Annotated in this window: 23 protein-coding genes; 17 read left to right on the forward strand and 6 right to left on the reverse strand. The window is 68.2% G+C overall.

Annotation, left to right across the window (positions count from 1 at the left end):
- The first annotated feature begins 3 nt into the window (after positions 1 to 3).
- The 5 genes from ACXJJ8_RS09010 to ACXJJ8_RS09030 are packed head-to-tail and all read left to right on the forward strand — an operon-like array spanning position 4 to position 5,335.
- Entirely contained in the window at positions 4 to 1,551 is a 1,548-nt protein-coding gene (locus ACXJJ8_RS09010) for a 4Fe-4S dicluster domain-containing protein (RefSeq protein ID WP_499029090.1), read from the forward strand.
- A complete protein-coding gene (locus tag ACXJJ8_RS09015; RefSeq protein WP_499029093.1) occupies positions 1,548 to 2,051 on the forward strand; it encodes a FixH family protein in 504 nt (167 codons plus the stop codon). The genes ACXJJ8_RS09010 and ACXJJ8_RS09015 overlap by 4 nt, the downstream gene beginning before the upstream one ends.
- Positions 2,048 to 4,453, forward strand: a complete 2,406-nt coding sequence (locus ACXJJ8_RS09020) for a heavy metal translocating P-type ATPase (RefSeq protein WP_499029095.1) — start codon at positions 2,048 to 2,050, stop codon at positions 4,451 to 4,453. The genes ACXJJ8_RS09015 and ACXJJ8_RS09020 overlap by 4 nt, the downstream gene beginning before the upstream one ends.
- The gene (gene ccoS, locus ACXJJ8_RS09025) at positions 4,450 to 4,626 is read left to right on the forward strand and encodes a cbb3-type cytochrome oxidase assembly protein CcoS (protein WP_499029097.1); all 177 of its coding nucleotides are present in this window, start codon (positions 4,450 to 4,452) and stop codon (positions 4,624 to 4,626) included. Before ACXJJ8_RS09020 ends, ccoS begins: the two co-directional genes overlap by 4 nt.
- Positions 4,616 to 5,335: a sulfite exporter TauE/SafE family protein gene (locus tag ACXJJ8_RS09030; protein WP_499029099.1), complete on the forward strand. Its 720-nt coding sequence runs from the start codon at positions 4,616 to 4,618 to the stop codon at positions 5,333 to 5,335. The genes ccoS and ACXJJ8_RS09030 overlap by 11 nt, the downstream gene beginning before the upstream one ends.
- On the opposite strand, the gene fnr is transcribed toward ACXJJ8_RS09030, so the two are convergent.
- Positions 5,336 to 6,094 carry a fumarate/nitrate reduction transcriptional regulator Fnr gene (gene fnr, locus ACXJJ8_RS09035; protein ID WP_499029101.1) on the reverse strand — a complete coding sequence of 253 codons (759 nt, stop codon included), beginning with the start codon at positions 6,092 to 6,094 and terminating at the stop codon, positions 5,336 to 5,338.
- Between the two features lie 57 nt (positions 6,095 to 6,151).
- On the opposite strand from fnr, the gene ACXJJ8_RS09040 reads away from it, so the two are divergent.
- The gene (locus tag ACXJJ8_RS09040) at positions 6,152 to 7,360 is read left to right on the forward strand and encodes an esterase/lipase family protein (RefSeq protein WP_499029104.1); all 1,209 of its coding nucleotides are present in this window, start codon (positions 6,152 to 6,154) and stop codon (positions 7,358 to 7,360) included.
- Positions 7,360 to 8,052 (forward strand): VIT1/CCC1 transporter family protein, encoded by a 693-nt coding sequence (locus ACXJJ8_RS09045; protein WP_499029106.1) that lies wholly within the window; start codon positions 7,360 to 7,362, stop codon positions 8,050 to 8,052. The genes ACXJJ8_RS09040 and ACXJJ8_RS09045 overlap by 1 nt, the downstream gene beginning before the upstream one ends.
- Here ACXJJ8_RS09045 and ACXJJ8_RS09050 read toward each other — a convergent pair.
- Both ACXJJ8_RS09050 and ACXJJ8_RS09055 read right to left on the reverse strand, forming a co-directional pair.
- On the reverse strand, positions 8,012 to 8,242 hold the full coding sequence (locus tag ACXJJ8_RS09050; protein WP_499029108.1) for a hypothetical protein: 231 nt from the start codon (positions 8,240 to 8,242) through the stop codon (positions 8,012 to 8,014). The two genes, ACXJJ8_RS09045 and ACXJJ8_RS09050, sit on opposite strands and share 41 nt — an antisense overlap.
- Positions 8,239 to 9,558, reverse strand: a complete 1,320-nt coding sequence (locus tag ACXJJ8_RS09055) for a choice-of-anchor Q domain-containing protein (protein WP_499029110.1) — start codon at positions 9,556 to 9,558, stop codon at positions 8,239 to 8,241. The genes ACXJJ8_RS09050 and ACXJJ8_RS09055 overlap by 4 nt, the downstream gene beginning before the upstream one ends.
- A gap of 156 nt (positions 9,559 to 9,714) precedes the next feature.
- Here ACXJJ8_RS09055 and ACXJJ8_RS09060 point away from each other — a divergent pair, with 156 nt between their 5' ends.
- Positions 9,715 to 10,545, forward strand: a complete 831-nt coding sequence (locus tag ACXJJ8_RS09060) for a hypothetical protein (RefSeq protein ID WP_499029112.1) — start codon at positions 9,715 to 9,717, stop codon at positions 10,543 to 10,545.
- Here the strand turns inward: ACXJJ8_RS09060 and ACXJJ8_RS09065 are convergent.
- Positions 10,452 to 11,135 (reverse strand): flavodoxin family protein, encoded by a 684-nt coding sequence (locus ACXJJ8_RS09065; RefSeq protein WP_499029114.1) that lies wholly within the window; start codon positions 11,133 to 11,135, stop codon positions 10,452 to 10,454. The genes ACXJJ8_RS09060 and ACXJJ8_RS09065 overlap by 94 nt on opposite strands.
- A 22-nt stretch (positions 11,136 to 11,157) precedes the next feature.
- Complete coding sequence (locus tag ACXJJ8_RS09070) at positions 11,158 to 11,838, reverse strand: DUF2306 domain-containing protein (protein WP_499029116.1); 681 nt, start codon at positions 11,836 to 11,838, stop codon at positions 11,158 to 11,160.
- A 220-nt stretch (positions 11,839 to 12,058) separates the two neighbouring features.
- Between ACXJJ8_RS09070 and ACXJJ8_RS09075 the strand changes: the two genes are divergently transcribed.
- The 4 genes from ACXJJ8_RS09075 (at position 12,059) to ACXJJ8_RS09090 (ending at position 16,095) form a co-directional block, all read left to right on the forward strand.
- Positions 12,059 to 13,066 (forward strand): sensor histidine kinase, encoded by a 1,008-nt coding sequence (locus ACXJJ8_RS09075; protein ID WP_499029118.1) that lies wholly within the window; start codon positions 12,059 to 12,061, stop codon positions 13,064 to 13,066.
- Positions 13,063 to 13,824: a LytR/AlgR family response regulator transcription factor gene (locus ACXJJ8_RS09080; protein WP_499029120.1), complete on the forward strand. Its 762-nt coding sequence runs from the start codon at positions 13,063 to 13,065 to the stop codon at positions 13,822 to 13,824. Before ACXJJ8_RS09075 ends, ACXJJ8_RS09080 begins: the two co-directional genes overlap by 4 nt.
- Positions 13,825 to 13,827: 3 nt before the next feature.
- The gene (locus ACXJJ8_RS09085) at positions 13,828 to 14,874 is read left to right on the forward strand and encodes an NAD(P)H-dependent flavin oxidoreductase (RefSeq protein ID WP_499029123.1); all 1,047 of its coding nucleotides are present in this window, start codon (positions 13,828 to 13,830) and stop codon (positions 14,872 to 14,874) included.
- A 183-nt stretch (positions 14,875 to 15,057) separates the two neighbouring features.
- Positions 15,058 to 16,095 (forward strand): alpha/beta fold hydrolase, encoded by a 1,038-nt coding sequence (locus tag ACXJJ8_RS09090; RefSeq protein WP_499029125.1) that lies wholly within the window; start codon positions 15,058 to 15,060, stop codon positions 16,093 to 16,095.
- Positions 16,096 to 16,104: 9 nt separating this feature from the next.
- Here ACXJJ8_RS09090 and ACXJJ8_RS09095 read toward each other — a convergent pair whose 3' ends face one another.
- Positions 16,105 to 16,503 carry a low affinity iron permease family protein gene (locus ACXJJ8_RS09095; protein WP_499029127.1) on the reverse strand — a complete coding sequence of 133 codons (399 nt, stop codon included), beginning with the start codon at positions 16,501 to 16,503 and terminating at the stop codon, positions 16,105 to 16,107.
- 171 nt (positions 16,504 to 16,674) lie between these two features.
- Between ACXJJ8_RS09095 and ACXJJ8_RS09100 the strand changes: the two genes are divergently transcribed.
- The 5 genes from ACXJJ8_RS09100 (at position 16,675) to ACXJJ8_RS09120 (ending at position 21,367) form a co-directional block, all read left to right on the forward strand.
- Positions 16,675 to 17,469 carry an OmpA family protein gene (locus ACXJJ8_RS09100; RefSeq protein WP_499029130.1) on the forward strand — a complete coding sequence of 265 codons (795 nt, stop codon included), beginning with the start codon at positions 16,675 to 16,677 and terminating at the stop codon, positions 17,467 to 17,469.
- A 66-nt stretch (positions 17,470 to 17,535) separates the two neighbouring features.
- Positions 17,536 to 17,904, forward strand: coding sequence for a CopL family metal-binding regulatory protein (locus ACXJJ8_RS09105; protein WP_499029132.1), 369 nt, complete (start codon positions 17,536 to 17,538; stop codon positions 17,902 to 17,904).
- 78 nt (positions 17,905 to 17,982) lie between these two features.
- Positions 17,983 to 19,743, forward strand: a complete 1,761-nt coding sequence (locus ACXJJ8_RS09110) for a copper resistance system multicopper oxidase (RefSeq protein ID WP_499029134.1) — start codon at positions 17,983 to 17,985, stop codon at positions 19,741 to 19,743.
- On the forward strand, positions 19,740 to 20,456 hold the full coding sequence (locus ACXJJ8_RS09115; RefSeq protein ID WP_499029136.1) for a copper resistance protein B: 717 nt from the start codon (positions 19,740 to 19,742) through the stop codon (positions 20,454 to 20,456). Before ACXJJ8_RS09110 ends, ACXJJ8_RS09115 begins: the two co-directional genes overlap by 4 nt.
- A gap of 32 nt (positions 20,457 to 20,488) precedes the next feature.
- Positions 20,489 to 21,367, forward strand: a complete 879-nt coding sequence (locus tag ACXJJ8_RS09120; protein ID WP_499029138.1) for a bile acid:sodium symporter family protein — start codon at positions 20,489 to 20,491, stop codon at positions 21,365 to 21,367.
- The last annotated feature ends 3 nt before the right edge of the window (positions 21,368 to 21,370 follow it).

A 21,370-nucleotide genomic window follows, 5' to 3' on the forward strand; every position in this document is an offset into this window, starting at 1 on the left:
GCGATGTCCAAGGCGATCGACGCGGCGCTTGTCGAAGAGGCGGGCACGTTCTACGTCAGCGAGCGCAAGGTGTATCCGCGCGAGGTCGCGGGGCGCTACGCGCGGCTGCGCATCATCGCGGTGGTGTGGCTGCTGGGCATGTTCTATGGCTTTCCGTGGTTGCGCTGGGGCGGGCGGCAGGCGGTGTTGTTCGATCTGCCGGCGCGCAAGTTCCACGTGTTCGGCCTGACCTTCTGGCCGCAGGATTTCCTGTTCCTGGCGTTGCTGCTGATCGTCGCCGCTGTCGGCCTGTTCTTCTTCACCGCCATCGCCGGCCGCCTGTGGTGCGGGTATGCGTGCCCGCAGACCGTGTGGACCGAAGCCTTCCTGTGGATCGAGCAACGCTTCGAGGGCGACCGCGGTGCGCGCATGAAGCTGGATGCGGCGCCGTGGTCGATGCACAAGCTGCTGCGGAAAGGTGGGAAGCACGTTGCGTGGATCGCATTCGCCTTGTGGACCGGTTTCACCTTCGTCGGTTTCTTCACGCCGATCCGCGTCCTTGCCGCGAACGCGGTGCCGTTCGCCTGGGGCGGATGGGAAATCTTCTGGGTGTTGTTCTATGCGTTCGCGACCTGGGGTAACGCGGGGTTCCTGCGCGAGCAGGTGTGCAAGTACATGTGCCCGTATGCGCGCTTCCAGAGCGCGATGTTCGACCGCGACACGCTGCTGATCGCCTACGACCCGATGCGTGGCGAACCGCGCGGCCCGCGCCGCCGGGGCCTTTCGAGCGTGCTCGAACGCGCGCGCGGATTGTTGCCGCTCCAGGCCGCGACGGACTTCGTGCGGCGCGCGGCCTTGTTTCCCACCGCGGCGACGGCCAGCCTGCATGCGCGCGGCACCATCACCTTCGATGCCGGGCCGGTCGAACCGATGCCGAAGTTCGAAGCGGTCGAACTCGGCGATTGCATCGACTGCACGATGTGCGTGCAGGTGTGTCCGACCGGCATCGACATCCGCAATGGCCTGCAATACGAATGCATCGCCTGCGGCGCGTGCGTGGACGCATGCGACCAGGTGATGGACAAGATGGGCTATCCGCGCGGGCTGATCCGCTACACGACCCAGCACGCGGTCGACGGCAAGCGCACGCGCCTGCTGCGCACGCGCGTGTTCGTGTACGGCGGGATCCTCGTCGCGATGTGCATCGCATTCGTCGCGGGCATCGCCATGCGGGCGCCGTTCACCGTCGAGGCGCTGCGCGACCGGAACGCGCTGTACCGCACGACCGCCGACGGGATCGAGAACGGCTACACGCTGAAGATCGCCAACAAGCGCGACCAGGCAGGGCGTTTCGCGATCACGCTGTCTTCCGGCACGCATGGGCTGGCGCTGCGCAATGCGCCCGTTCTCACGATTCCCGCGGGCGAGGTCGCCTCCGCACCGGTCACGGTGTACGCAGCCGAGCCGGTGTCGGGCCGGAACGACGTGCGCTTCGAAGTCTCCGCGCTCGATGGCGATCGGCGCAGCACGCAAACGGTCGACAGCACGTTCTTCGGGCCGGTGTCGCGATGAACGCCGGCGTATCGCAATCGCCGTGGCGCCAACCGCTGGTATGGCTGATCTTTGCGCTGCCGGCCATGTCGGTGGTGGCCGCCTTCGCGCTGCTCTGGTTCGCCGAAGGGCCGATCGATGCGGTCGCAGACCCCGTGCGCAACACCGCGCAAGTGCAGGACGCCGACCTCACCGCGGACCTGCAAGCGCGACGCATGGGCTTGTCGGCGCGCGTCCGTCGCGAGGGCTCGGTGCTGGATGTCGTGCCGACGGGCGCGGGGTTCGATCGCGCGGCACCGCTGGTGCTCGTGCTGCGCCATCCGGTCGTCGCCTCGCTGGATCGCCGCATCGAACTCGCGCCTTCGATGGCGGGATGGCGCGGGCGCGTCGGCGGCTTGGACGATGCGCATGATTGGGTGCTGGAACTCACACCCCCGGGCCGCCAATGGCGTTTACGTGGGCGTTGGCAGGCGCACGCAACGCAGGCGGAGGTCGGCCCCGCCCTGGCGCACGCGCAATGAATGCCGTCGTCGCCGATGCCAGCGATGCACGCGAAGACGCGAGGTGTTTCCACTGCCGCGAACCGATCGACGCGCATGCGCCGCGCATGCGTTTCGACGGCGCGGACCGTGGCTTCTGCTGCGAGGGATGCGCCGCCGCCGCGCAATGGATCCGCGATGCCCGCCTGGGCGACTACTATCGCCTGCGCAGCGAAGTCGCCGGCCGTGTCGACGACACCGACGAGGACTTCGCGAGTTGGGATCGCGAGGACCTGCTCGCCGCACATGCGCGCGCGGTACCGGGCGGACGCGAGGTGGTGTTGCTGACCGACGGCATGCGCTGCGCCGCGTGCGCGTGGCTGATCGATCGCGCGCTGCGTCGCGAGCCGGGGGTCATCGACATCTGCGCCAATGCGGTGACCGGACGCATCCGGATCGCATGGGACCCGACACGTACCGAATTATCGCGCCCCTTGCGCCGCATGCAGTCGCTCGGCTATCGGCCGTTCCTCGCCACCGGCATCGAGCGGGAACGCGCGCGCATCGCACCGCGCAATCGTGCACTGCTGCGCCTGGGCGTCGCGGGCCTGGGCGCGGTGCAGGCGATGATGTTCACCGAGGCGCTGTATCTCGACACCGCGGGCGCGATGTCGCATCCGATGCGCGACTTCCTGCGCTGGATCGCCTTCCTTGTCGCGACGCCGGTCGTGTTCTGGTCGGGTTGGACGTTCCTGGCAGGGTGCGTGCGCGAATTGCGCGAGCGACGCCTGGGCGCGGATACCCTGGTCGCGACGTCCGTGCTGATCGCGTATTTCGCGAGCGTGTACGCAACGGTGACTGGTGGTCCGGCCGTCTGGTACGACGCGGCAGTGATGTTCGTCTTCCTGTTGCTCGCCGCACGCATGCTCGAACAGCGCGCACGTGCCACCGCGAGCGCACGCGTGGATGCGCTGGCGCGCGCGCGTCCGGCCTTCGCGGTGCGCGAGCGCGACGGGCGGCGCGAAACCATCCCGCTCCAGGCGCTGGAGCCCGGCGACATCGCCTGCGTCGCCGCCGGGGCGGGCGTGCCCGCCGACGGCGTGTTGCTCGATGCGCAGGGCTGGTTCGAGGAATCGTTGCTGACCGGTGAATCCACGCCGGTGCACAAGTGCGCAGGCGATCCGGTGTTCGCGGGCACCGCGTGCCGCGAGGTGCCTGCGCGCGTTCGGGTGGACGCGACGGGCATCGCGACGCGGCTGTCGCAACTGGCGGCCCTGGTCGAACGGGCGCAGGCGCACCGGCCCGCGATCGCGCGCACGGCCGATCGCGTGGCGATGGGGTTCGTCGCGGTGCTGTTCGCGATCGCCACCCTCGTGTATGTCGCATGGCGCATCCATGCGCCGGATCGCGCACTCGACGTCGTGCTGGCATTGCTCGTGATCAGTTGCCCGTGCGCGTTGTCGCTGGCGATTCCCACCGCGCTCGCCGCGGCCAATGGCGCACTCGCGCGCATGGGCGTGTTGCCCGTCGGCGCCGATGCGCTCGATCGGCTCGCACGCATCACGGACGTCGTGTTCGACAAGACCGGCACGCTGGGCGAAGCAGTGCCCGCATTGGGGCGCGTCCAAACCTTCGACGGCTTCCCGCGCGCGCAGGCGCTGGGCATCGCCGCGGCGCTCGAACAGGACAGCAGGCATCCACTGGCGTCGACGTTCGCGCCGTATCGCGACGGCGGGCGCAGCGTCGATGCCGCACGCAGCGTACCGGGGCAGGGCGTGCAAGGCTGCGTCGACGGCGTCGCGTGGCGGTTTGGACACGCCCCGTTCGCATGCAGCGGCGCCGACGACGGTGCGCTGTGGCTCGGCGACGGGACCCGCGTTGTCGCCCGCTTCGAGGTCAGCGAGAAGCCGCGGGCCGACGCGCGGGCGGCACTCGACGCGCTGCGTGCGCAGGGACTCAGTCTCCACCTGTGCAGCGGCGACGGCCACGCAGCGGTTGCGCGATTCGCCGATGCGCTCGCCTTCGACGAGGTCCGGGCACGCCAGTCGCCGGAAGACAAGCTCGCGGGCGTGCGCGCATTGCAGGCGCGGGGCCGCGTGGTCGCGATGGTCGGCGACGGGCTGAACGACGCGCCCGTGCTCGCGGGCGCCGATGTCTCGATCGCCGTCGCCGATGGCGCGGCCCTTGCGCAACGCGCGGCCGACCTTGTGCTCGCCACGCCCGCGCTCCATCGCATTCCCGACGCGATCGCGCTGGCGCGCGACACGCGCCGCGTGGTCCGGCAAAACCTCGCATGGGCGATCGGCTGGAACCTGGTTGCCTTGCCCATCGCCGCCCTCGGACTGGTCACGCCGTGGATCGCCGCGCTCGGCATGGCGTTGTCGTCGCTCACGGTCACGCTCAACGCGCTGCGGCTAGGGCGGGAACGCGGGGTGCGCGCATGAACATCCTCTTGCTGCTGGTGCCGCTCGCGCTGTTGTTGCTGGTGGTCGCCATCGTTGCTTTCGCGTGGGCCGTGCGCGGGGGGCAGTTCGAGGATCTCGAAACGCCTGCGTTGTCGATCCTCGCCGACGAYGATCCGCTGCCATCGCAACAGGACACCCACGATGGCGCTTGACTGGCTCGTCCTGGGCGGCGCGCTGCTCACCGGATTACTCGGTGGTGCGCATTGCGCGGTGATGTGCGGCGGCATCGCGACCGGCTTGTCCGTCGGACAACGCAGCAGTTGGTGGATCGCCGCGCAACCGAACCTGGGGCGCATCGCGGGCTATGCGATCGCCGGCGCGCTGGCCGGCGGTGTCGGTCAAGCGGTGCTCAATGTCGCGCGGATGCCGGCACTGGTGGTTGCCTCGCGCGCGGCGGTGGGCATCGTGCTGGTGCTCGCGGCATTGCGCCTGCTCGACCGGAGTGGGCGTTTCGCGTTCCTCGCGATTCCGGGCACGCGGTTGTGGCAGCGCTTGCGTCCGTTGCAGCAGCGCCTGCTTCCCGCCGATACCGTCCCCAAGCGCTTCGGCCTGGGCGTGTTGTGGGGGTGGATGCCGTGCGGCCTGAGTACGCAGTTGCTGATCGCGGCGTGGCTGCAGGCCAGCGCGTGGCACGGCGCGATGACGATGCTCGCCTTCGGGCTTGCGACCTTGCCCGTGATGTTGCCGCTGACCTGGGCCGGCGCACGCTTCGGCCAGCGCCTGCAACGCGGTGGATGGCGCATCGCGTCGGCGATGGTCGTGCTTTGCGCCGGCGTGGCGACGATCGCGGGGCCGTGGCTGGTGCAGGTGCCCGCGTTGCACGGCGCGCTCGAAGCGCTGGGGTGCCGCAGCCTGGCGTGATCAGCCGTGCGCGCGGTCGCGAGGTTCGACGACTTCGGGGTGGTGGGCGAGACGATCGAGCTCCGCGCGATCGAGGATTTCCACGCGACGGCCATCGACCGCGATGACGCCGTCTTCCTGCAACCGCGTGAAGCCGCGGCTCACCGTTTCCAGCGCGAGCCCGAGGAAGCGCGCGATGTCTTCGCGGCGCATCGGCAGCCTGAATTGCAGGTCCGACTGGCCGATGTGCCGGAACCGTTCCGACAGGCCATGCAGGAAGAGCGCGATGCGCTCGGAGGCCTGGCGGCGCGCGAGCATGTCCAGGTGATCCTGGTCGCGGCCGACGCTGCGCCCGATCACGCGCAGCAATTGATGCTGCAGCCCCGGCACTTGCGATGCCACGTCGGCGAGCTGGTCGAACGGGACTTCGCAGACGTTGGCGGTGGTCAGCGCAATGGCGTCGCAGCGATGGATGTCGGCGCCGAGCGCGTCCAGGCCGATCAACTCGCCGGGCAAATGGAAGCCGACGACGCGCTCCTCGCCACCTTCGCTGATGGAAACGGTCTTGAATGCGCCGTCCCGCGCGACATAGACCGCGGTGAGCGGATCGCCCATGCGGAACAGGGATTCACCGCGCACGATGGGCCGCCTGCGTCGGACGATCGAATCGAGCTGCTTCAGCCCGTCCATGCCGATGCCCGCCGGCAGGCACAATTGCTGCAGCGAGCAGTGGGTGCACCCTTTCCGCAGCGTCTGGAGGTCGAGGACGAGCGAGGCCATGGGCGAAATTGTAACCGCTGGCCCAAGCCCGATGTTTTGCGTCATGCTGCTTCCGGCATGGCAATCACTGCACGAGACACGGCCTCATCCGCGCGCCTGGCCGACGACCTGCGTGGCGTGGGGCAATTGGCGATCGAAGGCGTGATCGGCCTCACCGACGTGGTCGAGGCGATGCACTCGGCGATCGGCCACCTGCCCGCCGTCATCGGTCGCAAGCCCCCCACGACGACGACGGGACTCACCGGGCTGGTCTACGGCACGGTGCGGGGCGTTACGCGCCTGGTGGGCACAGGCGTCGACGCCTCCCTCGCGGCGCTCGCGCCGGTGCTCGGCGGGGGCGTGCGCGCTCCGCGGCGCGAAGCGGCGATCGCAGCGCTCAACGGCGTGTTCGGGGACCACCTGCATGCCAGCGGCAACCCCCTGGCAATCCACATGCAGCTTCGCCATGCGGGCGATGCAGTCTCCCTGTCGCGCGAAAGCCTGCCCCGACGCTTCCCGCACGCCGACGGCAAGGTGATGGTGTTCCTGCACGGGTTGTGCATGAACGACCTGCAATGGTCGTTTGCCGGCCGGGACCGCGGCACCGCGCTCGCCGAGGACTTCGGCTTCTCGCCGTTGCACCTGCACTACAACACCGGACGGCATGTCGCCGAAAATGGGCGCGCGTTCGCAGAACTGCTCGAACAGCTCGTGCATGCGTGGCCCGTGCCGGTGGAGGAGCTCGTGCTGGTTTGCCACAGCATGGGCGGACTGGTTGCGCGCAGCGCGATCGGCGTCGGCGTGAAGGCTGGCCACGCATGGTCGACGCGGCCGTTGCAAGTCATGTTTCTTGGCACGCCGCACCACGGCGCGCCGTTGGAACGCGTCGGCGGTTGGGTCGATCTGCTGCTCGGGCTGAGCGCGTACAGCGCGCCGATCGGGAAAATCGGCCGCACCCGCAGCGCCGGCATCCGCGATTTGCGGCATGGCGTCCTTCGCCAAGGCGGGGAGGCTGCGGTGTTGCCGGCGCACGTGCACGCGTATGCGATTGCAGCAACCGTCGAACGGTCGCGCGGAGCGGCAAACCTCGGGTCTCTCCGTGGCGATGGCCTGGTTCCGGTCGCGAGCGCATTCGGCGAACATCCCGATCCTGCCTTCGATTTGCGCATTCCTGCCGCGCGTCGCCGGATCGCGCATGGCACGCACCACCTTGGCCTGCTGCGTAGTGCGGCGGTCTACAGGCAACTCTCGGACTGGTTGCGGGCTTCCAACAAGGACGATCCCTGATGCCACATCTCCACGCCGAATGGCACAAGTCTTCACGCATCGGTTGGCTCCGTGCCGCGGTGCTCGGCGCGAACGACGGCGTAATTTCCACCGCCAGCCTGATGGTGGGTGTCGCTGCGACCGGCGCCGCCCCATCGGCGGTGTTGACGGCCGGTATCGCCGGATTGGCCGCGGGCGCGATGTCGATGGCTGCGGGCGAATACGTGTCGGTGCAATCCCAGGCCGACACGGAGAAGGCCGACATCGCGAGGGAAACGAAGGAACTCGAGACGCAACCGGAACTGGAGCGCGCCGAACTCGTTGCGATCTACCGCCGTCGCGGCCTGGACGAGGCGTTGTCCGCGCAGGTCGCGGATCGACTCATGGCCCACGACGCACTGGGCGCGCACGTCCGCGACGAGTTGGGCATCACCGACACGCTTCGTGCGCGCCCCGTCCAGGCGGCGATGGCATCGGCCGCATCGTTCATGGTCGGCGCGTTGATTCCGATCGCCGCATCGCTCGTGTCGCGGGAGAACAGCAGCACCTGGATCACCTCGACCACGCTGGTCGCGCTGCTCGGCCTCGGGGGGCTTGCGGCTTATGCGGGCGGTGCGTCGGTGGTCAAGGGCGCAGTCCGCGTCGCATTTTGGGGGGCCCTCGCGATGGCACTCACTGCCGGGGTAGGCCGCCTGTTCGGGACGGCGGTTTGAGGGAGCCTCCAGCGACAAGAAGCAAGCCGATCGCGAACAGGAACAGCGCGATCGTCAGCAGCCAGGCGTCGACCCGGTTGTCGAGACCGAAGCCAAGGATCGCGCACAGCGCGGAGCCAAGGGACGCGACGGCTGCCAGCAAGGCAACGCCGAGCAGCGCCCAACCGATCAAACGGTAGCGCCGCGTCATCGTTCGTATGCGCCGATGTCCGTGCGCGTTCCACGGATGCGCGGATGACCGATGTCGCGCTGGTCATAAGCAAGACCCAGCACGTTGTTGCCTCGGTCGATTGCGGCACTGGTGCCGACCAGCGCGTGGGTGGGCGTCGGTCCGCCATTCCAGGCAAGCGCGCGCAAGCCCGGATCGACGCGGAGCGTGTCGCCAGGCAGGCCAAGCACCGACGTGCCGATGATGTTGTCGGCGCCATCGACCGAGTAGCCCGCGAGCCTGAAGCCGCCGACGTCGACCGCATTCGCATTCGCAGCGATGATCGAACTCTCGACGTGCAGCTGGAACGGCGAGAGCCATGCCGTCACCGCCGCGGTCCCCGGATGACCGGCGTCGACCTTGTTGAAGGCGATGGTGCTGTTGTGGATCGATACGTGGCCGGAAATGCCGGCAGCGCTGGCGTCGGGAGCGGTGTTGCCGGACAGCGTGCTGTCGACCATGGCCGAGTCATTCCCGTTTTCGATGCAGATCCCGCCGCAATGTTCGGACCCGACGTTGCGGGCCAGCGTCGAGCGATGGAGGTATGCGCTCCCGTAAACGTAGAGCCCGCCGCCATCGCGCGCGACGTTGTAGTCGACCAGTGCGAAGAGTGTCTTGATGTAGCCGGCGTACGCACCGCCGCCGAGCGAAGCGGAGTTGCGTGTCAGGCGGCTGCGGAAAATCGTCAGTGTCCGGGCGCTCACCGCGCCTCCGGTTGCGGAGAACGCCTCCGCGGAATTGGCGTCGAGAAGGCTGTCGGCGACCAGGACGTGCCCGTTCGCGAACACGCCGCCGCCGTTGGCGAATGCCCCCGTGCCCACGCCGCCCGAGTCCGGCGGCGTGCGGCCGCTCGCTACGCAATGGTGGACGCGCACATGGCGAAGTTCGACATCGCCTGCGGACCAAACGCATCCGCCTGCTGCGTACTGCACGGAGTCGCGCCCGTTCGCGAGGGTCAGCCCGGAAATATGGAGCTTGCCGGTCCCCGTGTGCTGGAACACACGACCCTGACCGTTCGCGTCGATCGTCAGTCCGTTGTTCCCGAGAATGCGAATGTCCCGCTGCGGTAACAGCACCTGGGATTCGATCGGCACGACGCCGCACGCCAAGGTGCGCAGATCGATGGTGCCGCCGGCGGGCGCGAGGGCGGCGGCATCGCGCAGGCTGCCCGGGCCAGCGTCATTGCAGTTGGAAACCACGACACTTGCGGTTGCGGTCGCGGCGGGCGCCGCCGATGAGCCGACGACGCCGAAGGCGGCAAGCGCTGTTGCCGAGATGACTCGAAGGGTGCTGTTCATTGAGGTTCGCTCCTGGCGGAGGATGCGTCACGCAACGTCGTATTGCGGGTGCATGTTCGATCGTGCGCTTGCGTGGGCGAGCGCGCGTTGACCTGGATCAAGGCGTCGCGTCTTCGCTGGGTGCATCTTGTGCGACATCCCCCCGGAGGCGTCGACATGCTCAAGGACCTGTTCTTCCCGGTGACGGGCGCTGCCAGCGACGACGCGGCCCTCGCGGTCGCCGAGCAGCTTGCGAAACGACATCGTGCCAGGCTGATCGTTTCGGTTCCCGCCGCGGTGCCGACCGCCCTGGCCGCGCCGTGGGGATTCGCACCCGGCCCCGTGCTGGCGGAAGTCCTCGAGGAAGTGGAGATACGTGCGGTGGGACGTGCGGACGCGCTTCGGCAACGACTTGCGAACTCCGAAGCGACCGTCGAAGTACGCGTCGACCGAACGCGCCTGTTCGATCCGCCCGAGGCGCTGACCATCCAGTCGCGCTACGCGGACCTGTCCGTGCTTGCGCAACCCCGGGGCGATGAAGCATCGATCGCCCACGCGTTCTTCAACGCCTTCCTCTTCCAATCCGGTCGGCCGGTGCTGGTCGTGCCGCCGCGGCCGTTGCCAGGCCCGTTCGACAAGGTGTTGATCGCGTGGAAGCCCACGCGCGAATGCGCGCGCGCGGTCCACGAGCTGCTCGCGCTATTCGCCCCGCGCGAAGCGGAGATCCTGGTGGTCGATGCGGAAATAGGCGACCTCGGGCACGGCGACGAGCCCGGCGCCGATATCGCCGCACACCTGGTGCGACACGGGCTGAAGGTCAACGTGGCGCGGCGCCGTTCGGGCACGATGAGCGTGGCGACCACCGTGCTTCTGCATGCCTCCGAATCGAGCGCGGACCTGGTCGTTGCCGGCGGTTACGGCCACGCGCGCATGCGCGAATGGGTCCTGGGCGGCGCGACGCGCGAGATCTTGTCGGCGCTGGAGATCCCCGTGCTGTTTTCGCATTGAGGTGTGCGGACAGGTGCGCGATGGCGCGGTGTCTTGGCGAGCACGTCGCGTGCGGCATTGGTGATGAAGTGCCCGAGTTCGGCACGATGCGCGGTTGTCTCCAGGTGCCGCGCATCCACAAGCCATGTCGCGCGTGGCGCCTTGCGGCACAGACGTTCGAGGTCAGCGAACGCCGCGTCTGCCGTCGGGCCGCCGGCCGTGCAGAAGAACGCGACTTGCGGCGCGCGCGCGACATGGCGCCTGGCGAACGTGCGTACCGGCGTGGCCATCCGTCCGGCCCAGATCGGGCCGCCGATGATGACGATGTCGTAGCATGCCGGATCGCGATTGGGCGGCAGGACGGGCGTGGACCGCCGGACAATCGCATCGAAGAGCGCGCGAAAGACGCCTGCCAGGCCTTGTCGCATGCGCGGCTCCCGGATCTGTTCGATGTCGGCGCCCGTCGCGCGGCGGATTTCGTTGGCGATGGCCCGCGTGCGCCCGGTCATGGAGTAGTAGACGACGAGGATGCTTGCGGCCATGGCGGGATCTCCATCGGGAATGGGCCCATCGTTGCGCACGGGCGCGACGCGCACCTTGATCTGCGTCAAGAGCGCCTCCGCTTGGCCCCGGTCACGGCGATGCCGGGCGAAAGTCGGACGAATGCGCGGCCTTGCGCCTGCGCCGCACGACCCGTACCAACTCGAACAACGTCACACCCGCGACCAACAGCACCGGCACGTTCAACACACCCGACCCGCGCATCGCGTCGGGAAAGAATTTGGCCTGCCCGAAGAACAACGACGCGGTCGCGATCCACAGGCCCGTGCCCATCCGCCACAGATGGCGCACCAGGCGTTGCGCACCTTCGATGCGGCCGGCGAGCAGCAGGCGACCATCGAGTAGCGTGCCGGACAGGCTGACGAAGCCGAACGCGAAGAACACGCCGGCGGGGAAGTGGTCGACGCCCCCTTCGCGCACCGCGAGCGCGCCGAGCCAGGCAGCGCGCGCCGTTGCAAGGGCGCCGAGCAACATCAACGCGACATACCACCCGCGCGCGATGGCGACATCGCGCTTGACCGTCAGGAAACCGGTCGTCACCAGGTAGAGCGTCACCATCGCGGCGACCACGTTGCCGCGGTTGGGATGGACGAACGACGCGGCGTACAGCGCGGTGCCGGTCAGCGTGACCATCGCGACGACGAACGCGTCGCCCGAACGACGATGCAGCGGCGATCCTTTCTTCGCGAACAGCGCGGTGAAGCCCGCAAGGATGGCCATCACTCCGGCGGCGATATGGATCCAGCGCAACATGGCGAACTTCCCTTCGTGTCCGGTGTGGGCCGACTGTGGAAGTGCGCATCAGGCCGGTCCAGCCCGCATGCGACGAACGACGGTCTGGCGGGCATGAAGCACGGTCGACGCCGACGATCCGCGCGCGCCGGGCTGGTATCGTCCCGCCATGTCCGCGAACCGACCTTCGCCTCCGCCTCCGCCGGTGCCCGGATCGTGGTTCGGGTGGCGCCGGCTGCGCGTGGTCGGTATCACGGCATTCGTCGTGAGCCTGCCGATGTCGGCCAACTGGACCGCGCCCTACGTCTTGCTGCTGTTGCGACTGCTCCTGGTGGGGCTCGCAGCGTTGTTCGCCTTCGGGCTGTTCGAACGCTGGCCGCGCCGGTTGCCGGAATGGTTTCCGCGATGGGGCCTGCAGGTCGCGAGCGTCGCACTTGTGATGCCGATCGCCGCCGCGCTGTCCTATGCCTTCACCACGCCGCACGACGTGCATTGGTGGACGGTGAAGTCGCGCATGGAGGGCTTCAGCTTCATCGCGTTCATGGGGTTGCTGGTCGCGCCGTGGGTCGCGATGTCGGCGTTGTATCGACAGATCAGCGGGCAGGCGCGCAGCCAGGCGCTGGCGTTCGCGCTCGAGCGCAGCCAGTTCGAGCGCAACGCGCTCGATGCACGCTTGCGACTGTTGCAGGCGCAGGTCGAACCGCATTTCCTGTTCAACACGCTCGCCAACGTGCGCGAGTTGGTGGATGCCGGATCGCCGCAGGCTTCCGACGTGCTCGGCAGCCTGATCGCCTACCTGCGCGCGGCCGTTCCGCGCCTGCACGAACCCGGCGGCACGGTGGCGCAGGAACTCGACCTGGTACGCGCGTACCTCGCGGTCATGCACATGCGCATGACCGATCGGCTGCAGTGGTCGGTGGATGCCGAACCCGCCGCCCTGCAAGTCGCCTGTCCACCGACCAGCGTGCTCACGCTCGTGGAGAACGCCGTGCGGCACGGCATCGATCCGGCGGAGGAGGGCGGGCGCATCGATGTACGCGCGACGCTGGCTGGCGATGCATGCCGAATCCAGGTCGGCGATACCGGCGTCGGGTTGTCGGGCTCGATGCTCGACGGCACGGGCCTGTCGAACCTGCGCGAACGCCTGCAACTCGCCTTCGGCGATGCCGCGCGGCTTTCGCTCACGGCGGTGCATCCGCACGGGACAAGCGCCGAGCTGGTCTTGCCATCGCAGGCGCCTACGCCATGAGCGCCCTCGCACCCACCGCGCTGATCGCCGACGACGAACCGCTGCTGCGACGCGCACTCGTGCGTTCGTTGGCGGAGGCATGGCCGGAACTCGAAATCGTCGCCCAGGCGCGAAACGGGCGCGAGGCCGTGGACCGATTCGAAGCGCTTCGGCCGGACGTGTGTTTCCTCGATGTCCACATGCCCGGCCTGGACGGCATCGATGCCGCGCGTGCGATCGGCCGCCGCGCACGCCTGGTCTTCGTCACGGCGTACGACCGTTACGCGGTGCAGGCTTTCGAGCACGGCGCCATCGACTATCTCGTCAAACCGGTCGAACCCGCGCGCCTGGCCGACACGGTCGCGCGCTTGCAGGCGAACCTGCACGCCAACACGCCGATGGGCGATCTCGCCCCCTTGCTGCAGCACCTTGCGCGCCAGCATCTGCGCTGGTTGCGCGCATCCGTCGGCAACGACGTGCGGCTGATCGCCGTCGAAGACATCGACTACCTGCGCTCCGACGAGAAATACACGCGCGTTGCGTGGCGCGGTGAGTCGGGGAAAGGCGGGGAAGCGCTCGTGCGCACACCCTTGAAGGAGCTGCTTGCGCAACTCGACCCCGCGCAATTCGTCCAGGTGCATCGGGCGGTGGTGGTGAACCTGCGGGCCGTCAGCCATGTGGTGCGCGGAGAGAACGAGACGGCGCGATTGCACCTGAAGTCGCGCACCGACGTGCTGCCGGTCAGCCGCCGCTATTCCCATCATTTCCGCGCGGGGTGACGCATGGGCTTGCTCGAAACGCTGGGCGTGCGTGTTCCGATCTTCCAGGCGCCGATGGCGGGTGTGTCGTCGCCGGCGATGGCCGCGGCGGTGTCGGCGGCAGGTGGRCTCGGCGCGCTCGGCGTGGGCGCGATGTCGGCGGCGCAAGCGCGCGAGGCGATCGCCGCAACACGGGCGCTCCATCGCGGGCCGCTCAACGTCAATGTCTTCGCGCATCGGCCCGCGATTGCGGATGTTGCGAAGGAGCGCGCGTGGCTCGCGCGCCTCGCGCCCGAGTTCCGACGCTTCAATGCGCAAACGCCGGATGCGTTGCGCGAGATCTACACGTCGTTCCTCGTTGACGATGCGATGCTCGCGGTGCTCGTCGAATCGCGCCCCGATCTCGTCAGCTTTCATTTCGGCCTGCCTACGGATGCGCAGCGCAACGCGCTGCATGCGGCGGGCATCAGCCTGGTCGCCTCGGCAACCAGTCTGGCCGAAGCGCGCCTGATCGAATCCGCGGGCCTCGACGCCATCGTCGCGCAGGGTTACGAAGCCGGTGGGCATCGCGGCGTGTTCGACCCTGATGCGCAGGACGATCGCCTCGGCACGATGGCGCTGGTGCGCATGCTGGTCGACAGCACCGCGCTTCCGGTCATCGCTGCGGGCGGGATCATGGATGGCGCTGGCATTCGTGCCGCACGCTGCCTGGGTGCGTGCGCCGCGCAACTGGGCACCGCGTTCATCGACACCGACGAATCGCTCGCGAACGCGGGGTATCGCGAGCGGCTGCATTCGGACGCCGCGCACCACACCCGCATGACGCGCGCGATTTCCGGTCGCCTTGCGCGCTGCCTGGACAACGATTTCACCCGCTTCAGCGCCGATGTCCCCGACGACGCGATTCCCGACTATCCGATCGCCTACGACGCCGGAAAAGCCCTCGCGCGATCCGCGCGGGCAGCGGGCGCGTTCGGCTACGACGCGCAATGGGCCGGGCAGGGCGCACCGCTCGCGCGCACGATGTCGACGCAAGCATTGATGGCAGCGCTGATCGCAGAGCTCGGTTGATGCAATGCAGCGAAGGTCGCGAACAAGCGATTGCCGAAGATGCCCAGCTTGTTCATCCGGTGCTCCCTGCGTGGTGGGAGCGAGCGTGCATTGCAGGCGACCATTCCGCATCCCCCGTTCGGGCGATGCGGGTACGTCCGACGCGACGACAGACTGCGCTCCCGCCCCACGGATGACGACCGCATGCAGGAGCAACTGCCGGACCGGGGCGACCAGCGTCGTCGGCTTCTCCTGGGCACCGCGGCGCTGGGCGCGGGTGTTGCGCCGCTGCGTTTCGCGCGACAGGCGCACGCGGCTGTGTCGACGCCCGTGAAAACCGGCGCCTCGTTCCCGCGCATCGAACAGGTCCACGCCGGCGTCCTCGACATCGGCTACGCGCAGGACGGGCCGAAGGACGGCACGCCGGTCGTGCTGCTGCACGGCTGGCCGTACGACATCCACAGCTATTTCGATGTGGCGTCGTTGCTCGCCGCGAAGGGGTATCGCGTCCTGGTGCCCCACCTGCGTGGCTACGGCACGACGCGCTTCCTCTCGGCGGGGACGCCGCGCAATGCACAGCCGGCGGCGCTCGCGCAGGATGTCGTGGACTTCCTGGATGCGCTGGAGATCGACAAGGCGATCCTCGGCGGGTTCGATTGGGGCGCTCGCTCCGCGGCGATCGTCGCGGCGCTTTGGCCGCAACGCGTCAAGTCGCTGGTCGCCGTGAGTGGCTACCTCATCGGAAGCCAGGCCGCGGCGCAGGCGCCGCTTCCACCCGAAGCCGAGTTGCAGTGGTGGTATCAGTATTACTTCGCGACCGATCGCGGGCGTGCCGGCTACGCGAAATACACGCACGACTTCGCGAAGCTGATCTGGAAGCTTGCCTCGCCGAAGTGGGCGTTCGACGATGCGACGTTCGATCGCAGCGCGAAGTCGCTGGACAACCCGGACCACGTGGACATCGTCGTCCACAACTACCGATGGCGCCTGGGCCTGGCCAAGGGCGAGGCCAAATACGATGCCGTCGAGACCAGGCTCGCCGCGTTTCCACCCATCGGCGTTCCGACGATCACGCTCGAAGGCGATGCCAACGGCGCGCCGCATCCGCCGCCGGAGAGCTACGCCAAACGCTTCACCGGCAAGTACGAACACCGCTTGCTGACCGGCGGCATCGGCCACGACCTGCCGCAGGAAGCGCCAGGCGAATTCGCAAAGGCGATCGTCGATTCCGATCGCCTTTGACGCTTCGATTCACCTGGGCCCGCGCTTGGCCTTGCGCGTCGTGCGGCTCTTTTCCGCCAGCGACTCGTAGTGCTTGCGCAATTCGTCCATTTCCCCCTCTTCCAGTTCTTCCAGGTCGAGCAGCTTGTTGCTCGCCGAGCGGTTCGCGCGCAGCAGTTCGTCGAGCTTGATCTGCATCGCCTCGGTGTCGCGGTTCTGCGTGTTCTGGATCAGGAACACCATCAGGAAGGTGATGATGGTGGTGCCGGTGTTGATCACCAGTTGCCAGGTGTCGTTGAAGTGGAACACCGGCCCGGTGGCGGCCCACACGACGAGGATGACCAGCGCGATCACGAAGCACATGGGCGTGCCGGTGAAGTGCGCGGCTTTTTTCGCGAAGCGCGTGAATGGTTTGTTGCGGTTGGTCATCGGGCTGGCTCGTCCGGAAGATGCGGCAGCGTCGCACGCGGCGTGAACAGGGGACGTGGTGGCCGCTAGCGATCCCGATGAGCCACGCCCGGTTGGCCCAAGGGGCAATTGCGAGGGCGCGATCCCGGCGCGAGGCTTTCCATCACGCCAACCGTCCTGGAGGGACATGCCATGGCACGCTGGACATCTTCGAAACACGGGTGCTGGATCGCGGCGTTGCTGACGCTGCTGGCCCTCGCGCCCATGGCCTTCGCCGCCGATGGCGACAAGTCCTCGGTCAAGGGGCTCATCACCGCGATCGACGGCGATACCGTCACGGTGCGCGACGGCAACAACGTCGATCACACCATCACCCTGACATCGGCCACCGAGATCAAGAAGAAGGAAGGCCTCGCGGCCGTGCGCTTCGAACGCATGCAGAAGACCGCGCTGATGCCGGGCCTGCCGATCGTGGCCGACCTCGTCGCGCAGGGCGACCAACTGCAGGCGACCGCCATTTCGTTCCGTTCGGACGACATGCGGACCGCGCAGCAAGTGCAGGCTGGCGTCGCTCCGACGTCCACGAAGGTCGATGCGATGGGCAAGCGCATGGACGACTTCGGCAAGTACGAAGCGGTTGCGACGGCCGAGGTGATGTTCGCTTCAGGCAGCACGGCGATTTCGGAAAAGGGCAAGTCCGACCTGATGGCGCTTTCGACGAAGGCCAAGGAAGTCCAGAATTACGCCGTCGTGATGCAGGGCTTCACCGATTCCACCGGCGATGCCGCGGCGAACGAACGCCTGAGCAAGCGCCGCGCCGACGCGGTCGCGAATTTCCTGCAGCGCTCCGGCGGCTTGCAGCCCGCCCGCGTCACCGCAGGGGACGGCATGGGCGTTGCGGCGGACGCTGGATCGGGCAGCAATGCGAGTGCGCGCAAGGTCGTCGTGAAGCTGGTCGTCGACAAGGGCGTCAACGCGGCGAAGTGAACCCACGGCAAGTCCCGCCACCGGCGGGCTTCCCTCGCTCCCGGGCGCATCGGTTACCCTGTGGCCATGCGCCCGTTCCCATGCCTGCTGCGCCTGCTCCTGTGCCTCGCCTTGTTGGCGAACGGCACGGCGACGGCGTTCGCGAACGCGCGGATGGCCCTCGACGGTGTCGCCGGCAGCGCACAACGCGATCCGCCGCCGTGCCACGCCGCATCGGCGATGCACGATGCGCCCGCGGCACCCTCGGCATCGCACGCCGCCGATTGCTGCCCGCCTGGTGCGTGCCTGTGCAGTTGCATCGCGCAGGCGACCAGTTTGCCAACCGTCGCCGGAATCGCGTTGACGCCGCGTGCCGCGGTGTTGACCGCCGCCCTGCATGACGCCGCGCGCGCCAGTCCGTCGCTCCCCCATCTGATCCGACCTCCCATCGGCTAAGCGGTCCATCGGCGCCTTTCGCGGCGCCTTGCCTGCCGTGCGCCTGCGCGCACGCCTGTCCGTTTTCCGGAGTGTCGGATGTCTTTCGATCCTGCTTTCGACGTGCCCGCGCAACCCGCGCGGCGCCGTTTCGTGCAAGGCCTCGCCGTTGCCGGTGTGTTTGCCGGCCTCGGTGCATGGCCCCTGCGTGCATCCCCGGGTGCGATGCGCCAAGCCGTGCTCAGCGGCACGCAGTTCGACCTGGCCATCGGGGAATCGCCTGTCAATTTCACGGGCCGCGCGCGTACCGCGGTCACCGTCAACGGTTCGCTGCCCGCGCCGCTGTTGCGCTGGAAGGAGGGCACCACGGTGCGCCTGCGCGTGCGCAACGCCTTGCGGCCCGGTTCGATCCACGGCGACCGCACCTCGATCCACTGGCACGGCATCGTGCTGCCCGCGAACATGGACGGCGTGCCGGGCATCAGCTTCGACGGCATCGGCCGCGGGCAGGCGTACGACTATCGCTTCGACGTGCGCCAGGCCGGCACGTACTGGTACCACGGCCACTCGGGCTTCCAGGAACAGGCGGGGCTCTACGGCCCGCTGATCATCGATCCGCTCGCGCCGGCGCCCTTCGCCTATGACCGCGAGCACGTGGTGATGCTCACCGACTGGACGGACCTGGATCCGGCCGCGTTGTTCTCGCGCTTGAAGAAAATGCCGGGGTACGACAACCACTACAAACGCACCGTCGGCGATTTCCTCCGCGACGCGCGGCGAGACGGTGTATCGAAAACCCTCGCCGACCGCCGCATGTGGGGCGCGATGCGGATGACGCCGACCGATCTGTCGGACGTCAACGCGAACACCTACACCTACCTGATGAACGGCGCGACGTCGCTGGCGAACTGGACCGGCCTGTTCCGCCACGGCGAGAAGCTGCGCCTGCGTTTCATCAACGGCTCGTCCATGACCTACTTCGACGTGCGCATTCCCGGTTTGAAGATGACCGTCGTCGCCGCGGACGGGCAGTACGTCCATCCGGTGACGGTCGATCAGTTCCGCATCGCCGCGGCCGAAACCTTCGATGTCATCGTCGAACCCGCGGGGCAGGACGCCTTCACGATCTTCGCGCAGGACATGGCGCACACCGGTTACGTCAGCGGCACGCTGGCCGTGCGCGAAGGCTTGCGCGCGCCGGTGCCTGCCCTGGATGCGCGCGCGATCCTGACGATGGGCGACATGGGCCATCGCATGCCGTCGAACAGCACGATGTCGCACGCCATGGTCGACATGCCCGGCATGGACCACGCCGCGATGGGCCACGCGATGCCTGCGCAAACCCATCCGGCGAGCGAAACGGGCAATCCCTTCGTCGACATGCAGGCCTCCGCGCCAACGCCGCGACTGGACGACCCCGGCCTCGGTCTGCGCGACAACGGTCGCACGGTGCTGACCTACGGCATGTTGAAAAGCGCCTTCGACGACCCCGACGGTCGCGACCCCGGGCGCGAGATCGAACTGCATCTCACCGGCCACATGGAGCGTTTCGCGTGGGGCTTCGATGGCCGCAAATTTGCGGAAGCCGAACCGTTGCGCATGCATTACGGCGAGCGCCTGCGCATCGTGCTCGTCAACGACACGATGATGACGCACCCCATCCACCTGCACGGCATGTGGAGCGACCTTGAGGACGAAGACGGCGCCTTCCACCTGCGCAAGCACACCATCGACATGCCGCCCGGCACGCGTCGCAGTTATCGCGTACGCGCCGACGCACTCGGCGCATGGGCCTACCACTGCCACCTGTTGTTCCACATGGAAGCCGGGATGATGCGCGAAGTGCAGGTGGAACGATGAAGGCGTTCTTCATCACGATCGCATTGCTCGCATCGGGCAGCGCGTACGCGCAACACCACGCGCACGGCGAGACCGCGCACGACAACAGCGTGCAGTCGTACGTGTTGCTCAATCGCCTGGAAGGCTTCGACGCCCACCACGGCGCGGGCCTGGCGTGGGAAGCGCAGGCGTGGGTCGGCACCGACACCGACAAACTGTGGCTGCGCTCGGAAGGCGAACGCATCGATGGACGCACGGAGGCTGCCGGGTTCGAAGCACTGTACGGCCGTCCGATCGCGCGTTGGTGGGACCTGGTCGCCGGCGTGCGACACGATTCCAGGCCCGGTGCGTCGCAGGATTGGGCGGCGCTGGGCGTCGTCGGCGTCGCGCCGTACAAGTTCCATGTGGACGCGACCGCGTACCTCGGCCCCTCCGGGCGAACGGCCGCGCGCATCGAAGCCGAGTACGAGCTGCTGTTCACCAACCGCTTGATCCTCCAGCCGCTGGTGGAAGCCAACCTCTACGGCAAGGACGATCCGCAACGCAGCATCGGCGCCGGGCTGTCGACGATCGAAGCGGGGTTGCGGTTGCGCTACGAGGTGCATCGCCAATTCGCGCCGTACGTCGGTTGGGTGTACGAACGTGCTTACGGTGATACCGCCGACTTCCGTCGCGCGACGGGCGAGGGGCCCGGCGACACGCGACTGGTTGCAGGCGTGCGCATCTGGTTCTAACGTGAAGCCCAGTCGTTCTCGCTGATCAGCCGATGGATCCGAAACACATCGTCATCTTCGCCTTCCAGCTGAGCATCGTGTGCACGGTGCTCGGTTTCGGGATGCAGGCCACGCGCGGCGACCTGTTGTACCTGTGGCATCGGCCGGGGCTACTGCTCAAGGCGCTGCTGTCGGTCATGATCGTGATGCCGATCGTCGCGGTGGCGATGGAAACCGTCTTCGATTTTCGCCCCACCACCGAGATGGCGATCATTGCGCTCTCGCTGTCGCCCCTGCCGCCGCTGTTGCCGACCAAGGCCGAGCACGCGGGCGGCGAGCACTCGTTCATGGTGGCCTTGCTGGTGACGCTGTCGCTGATCGCCATCGCCGCGATTCCGCTTTCGGGCGCGTTGCTCAGCCTGATCTTCGGGCGGGAGTTCCACGTTTCCGTCGGCGCGATCGCCAAGACCGTGCTCGGCATGATCGTCGCGCCGCTGCTGGTGGGCGTCGTGATGCGACGGCGCCTGCCGCGGCTTGCGCAACATCTGTCGCCGATCGTCGGGCGCATCGCGAAAATCCTGCTGCCGCTCGCCGTCGTCGCGTTGCTTGCGGCCGCGTGGCGCGGCATCTGGTCCGCTGTCGGCGACGGCACCATCTTCGCGATCACACTGTTCGTCGTCATCGGCCTGGCGGTGGGGCATTGGCTCGGGCGCCCCGAACGCGGCCATTCGATCGTGCTCGCGCTCGCCAGCGCCTGCCGGCATCCGGCGATCGCGCTGACCATCGCTTCGGCCAGTTTCCCCGACCTGAACTTCGTCGGCACCATCCTGTTGTACGTGCTCGTCTCTGCGATCGTCGGCGTGCCCTACGTGATGTGGCAACGCCGCGCGGAATGCCCGCCGTCGCCACCGCCGGTGGCGCCCTCGCTCTGACCC

The organism is Lysobacter sp. P5_C4 (genome assembly GCF_054049695.1).

Coding starts and splice junctions, on each gene's coding strand:
- ACXJJ8_RS09010 (WP_499029090.1), top strand. CDS start 4: ATGTCCAAGGCGATCGACGCGGCGCTTGTCGAAGAGGCGGGCACGTTC.
- ACXJJ8_RS09015 (WP_499029093.1), top strand. CDS start 1,548: ATGAACGCCGGCGTATCGCAATCGCCGTGGCGCCAACCGCTGGTATGG.
- ACXJJ8_RS09020 (WP_499029095.1), top strand. CDS start 2,048: ATGAATGCCGTCGTCGCCGATGCCAGCGATGCACGCGAAGACGCGAGG.
- ACXJJ8_RS09030 (WP_499029099.1), top strand. CDS start 4,616: ATGGCGCTTGACTGGCTCGTCCTGGGCGGCGCGCTGCTCACCGGATTA.
- fnr (WP_499029101.1), bottom strand. CDS start 6,094: ATGGCCTCGCTCGTCCTCGACCTCCAGACGCTGCGGAAAGGGTGCACC.
- ACXJJ8_RS09040 (WP_499029104.1), top strand. CDS start 6,152: ATGGCAATCACTGCACGAGACACGGCCTCATCCGCGCGCCTGGCCGAC.
- ACXJJ8_RS09045 (WP_499029106.1), top strand. CDS start 7,360: ATGCCACATCTCCACGCCGAATGGCACAAGTCTTCACGCATCGGTTGG.
- ACXJJ8_RS09050 (WP_499029108.1), bottom strand. CDS start 8,242: ATGACGCGGCGCTACCGTTTGATCGGTTGGGCGCTGCTCGGCGTTGCC.
- ACXJJ8_RS09055 (WP_499029110.1), bottom strand. CDS start 9,558: ATGAACAGCACCCTTCGAGTCATCTCGGCAACAGCGCTTGCCGCCTTC.
- ACXJJ8_RS09060 (WP_499029112.1), top strand. CDS start 9,715: ATGCTCAAGGACCTGTTCTTCCCGGTGACGGGCGCTGCCAGCGACGAC.
- ACXJJ8_RS09070 (WP_499029116.1), bottom strand. CDS start 11,838: ATGTTGCGCTGGATCCATATCGCCGCCGGAGTGATGGCCATCCTTGCG.
- ACXJJ8_RS09080 (WP_499029120.1), top strand. CDS start 13,063: ATGAGCGCCCTCGCACCCACCGCGCTGATCGCCGACGACGAACCGCTG.
- ACXJJ8_RS09090 (WP_499029125.1), top strand. CDS start 15,058: ATGCAGGAGCAACTGCCGGACCGGGGCGACCAGCGTCGTCGGCTTCTC.
- ACXJJ8_RS09095 (WP_499029127.1), bottom strand. CDS start 16,503: ATGACCAACCGCAACAAACCATTCACGCGCTTCGCGAAAAAAGCCGCG.
- ACXJJ8_RS09100 (WP_499029130.1), top strand. CDS start 16,675: ATGGCACGCTGGACATCTTCGAAACACGGGTGCTGGATCGCGGCGTTG.
- ACXJJ8_RS09105 (WP_499029132.1), top strand. CDS start 17,536: ATGCGCCCGTTCCCATGCCTGCTGCGCCTGCTCCTGTGCCTCGCCTTG.
- ACXJJ8_RS09110 (WP_499029134.1), top strand. CDS start 17,983: ATGTCTTTCGATCCTGCTTTCGACGTGCCCGCGCAACCCGCGCGGCGC.
- ACXJJ8_RS09115 (WP_499029136.1), top strand. CDS start 19,740: ATGAAGGCGTTCTTCATCACGATCGCATTGCTCGCATCGGGCAGCGCG.
- ACXJJ8_RS09120 (WP_499029138.1), top strand. CDS start 20,489: ATGGATCCGAAACACATCGTCATCTTCGCCTTCCAGCTGAGCATCGTG.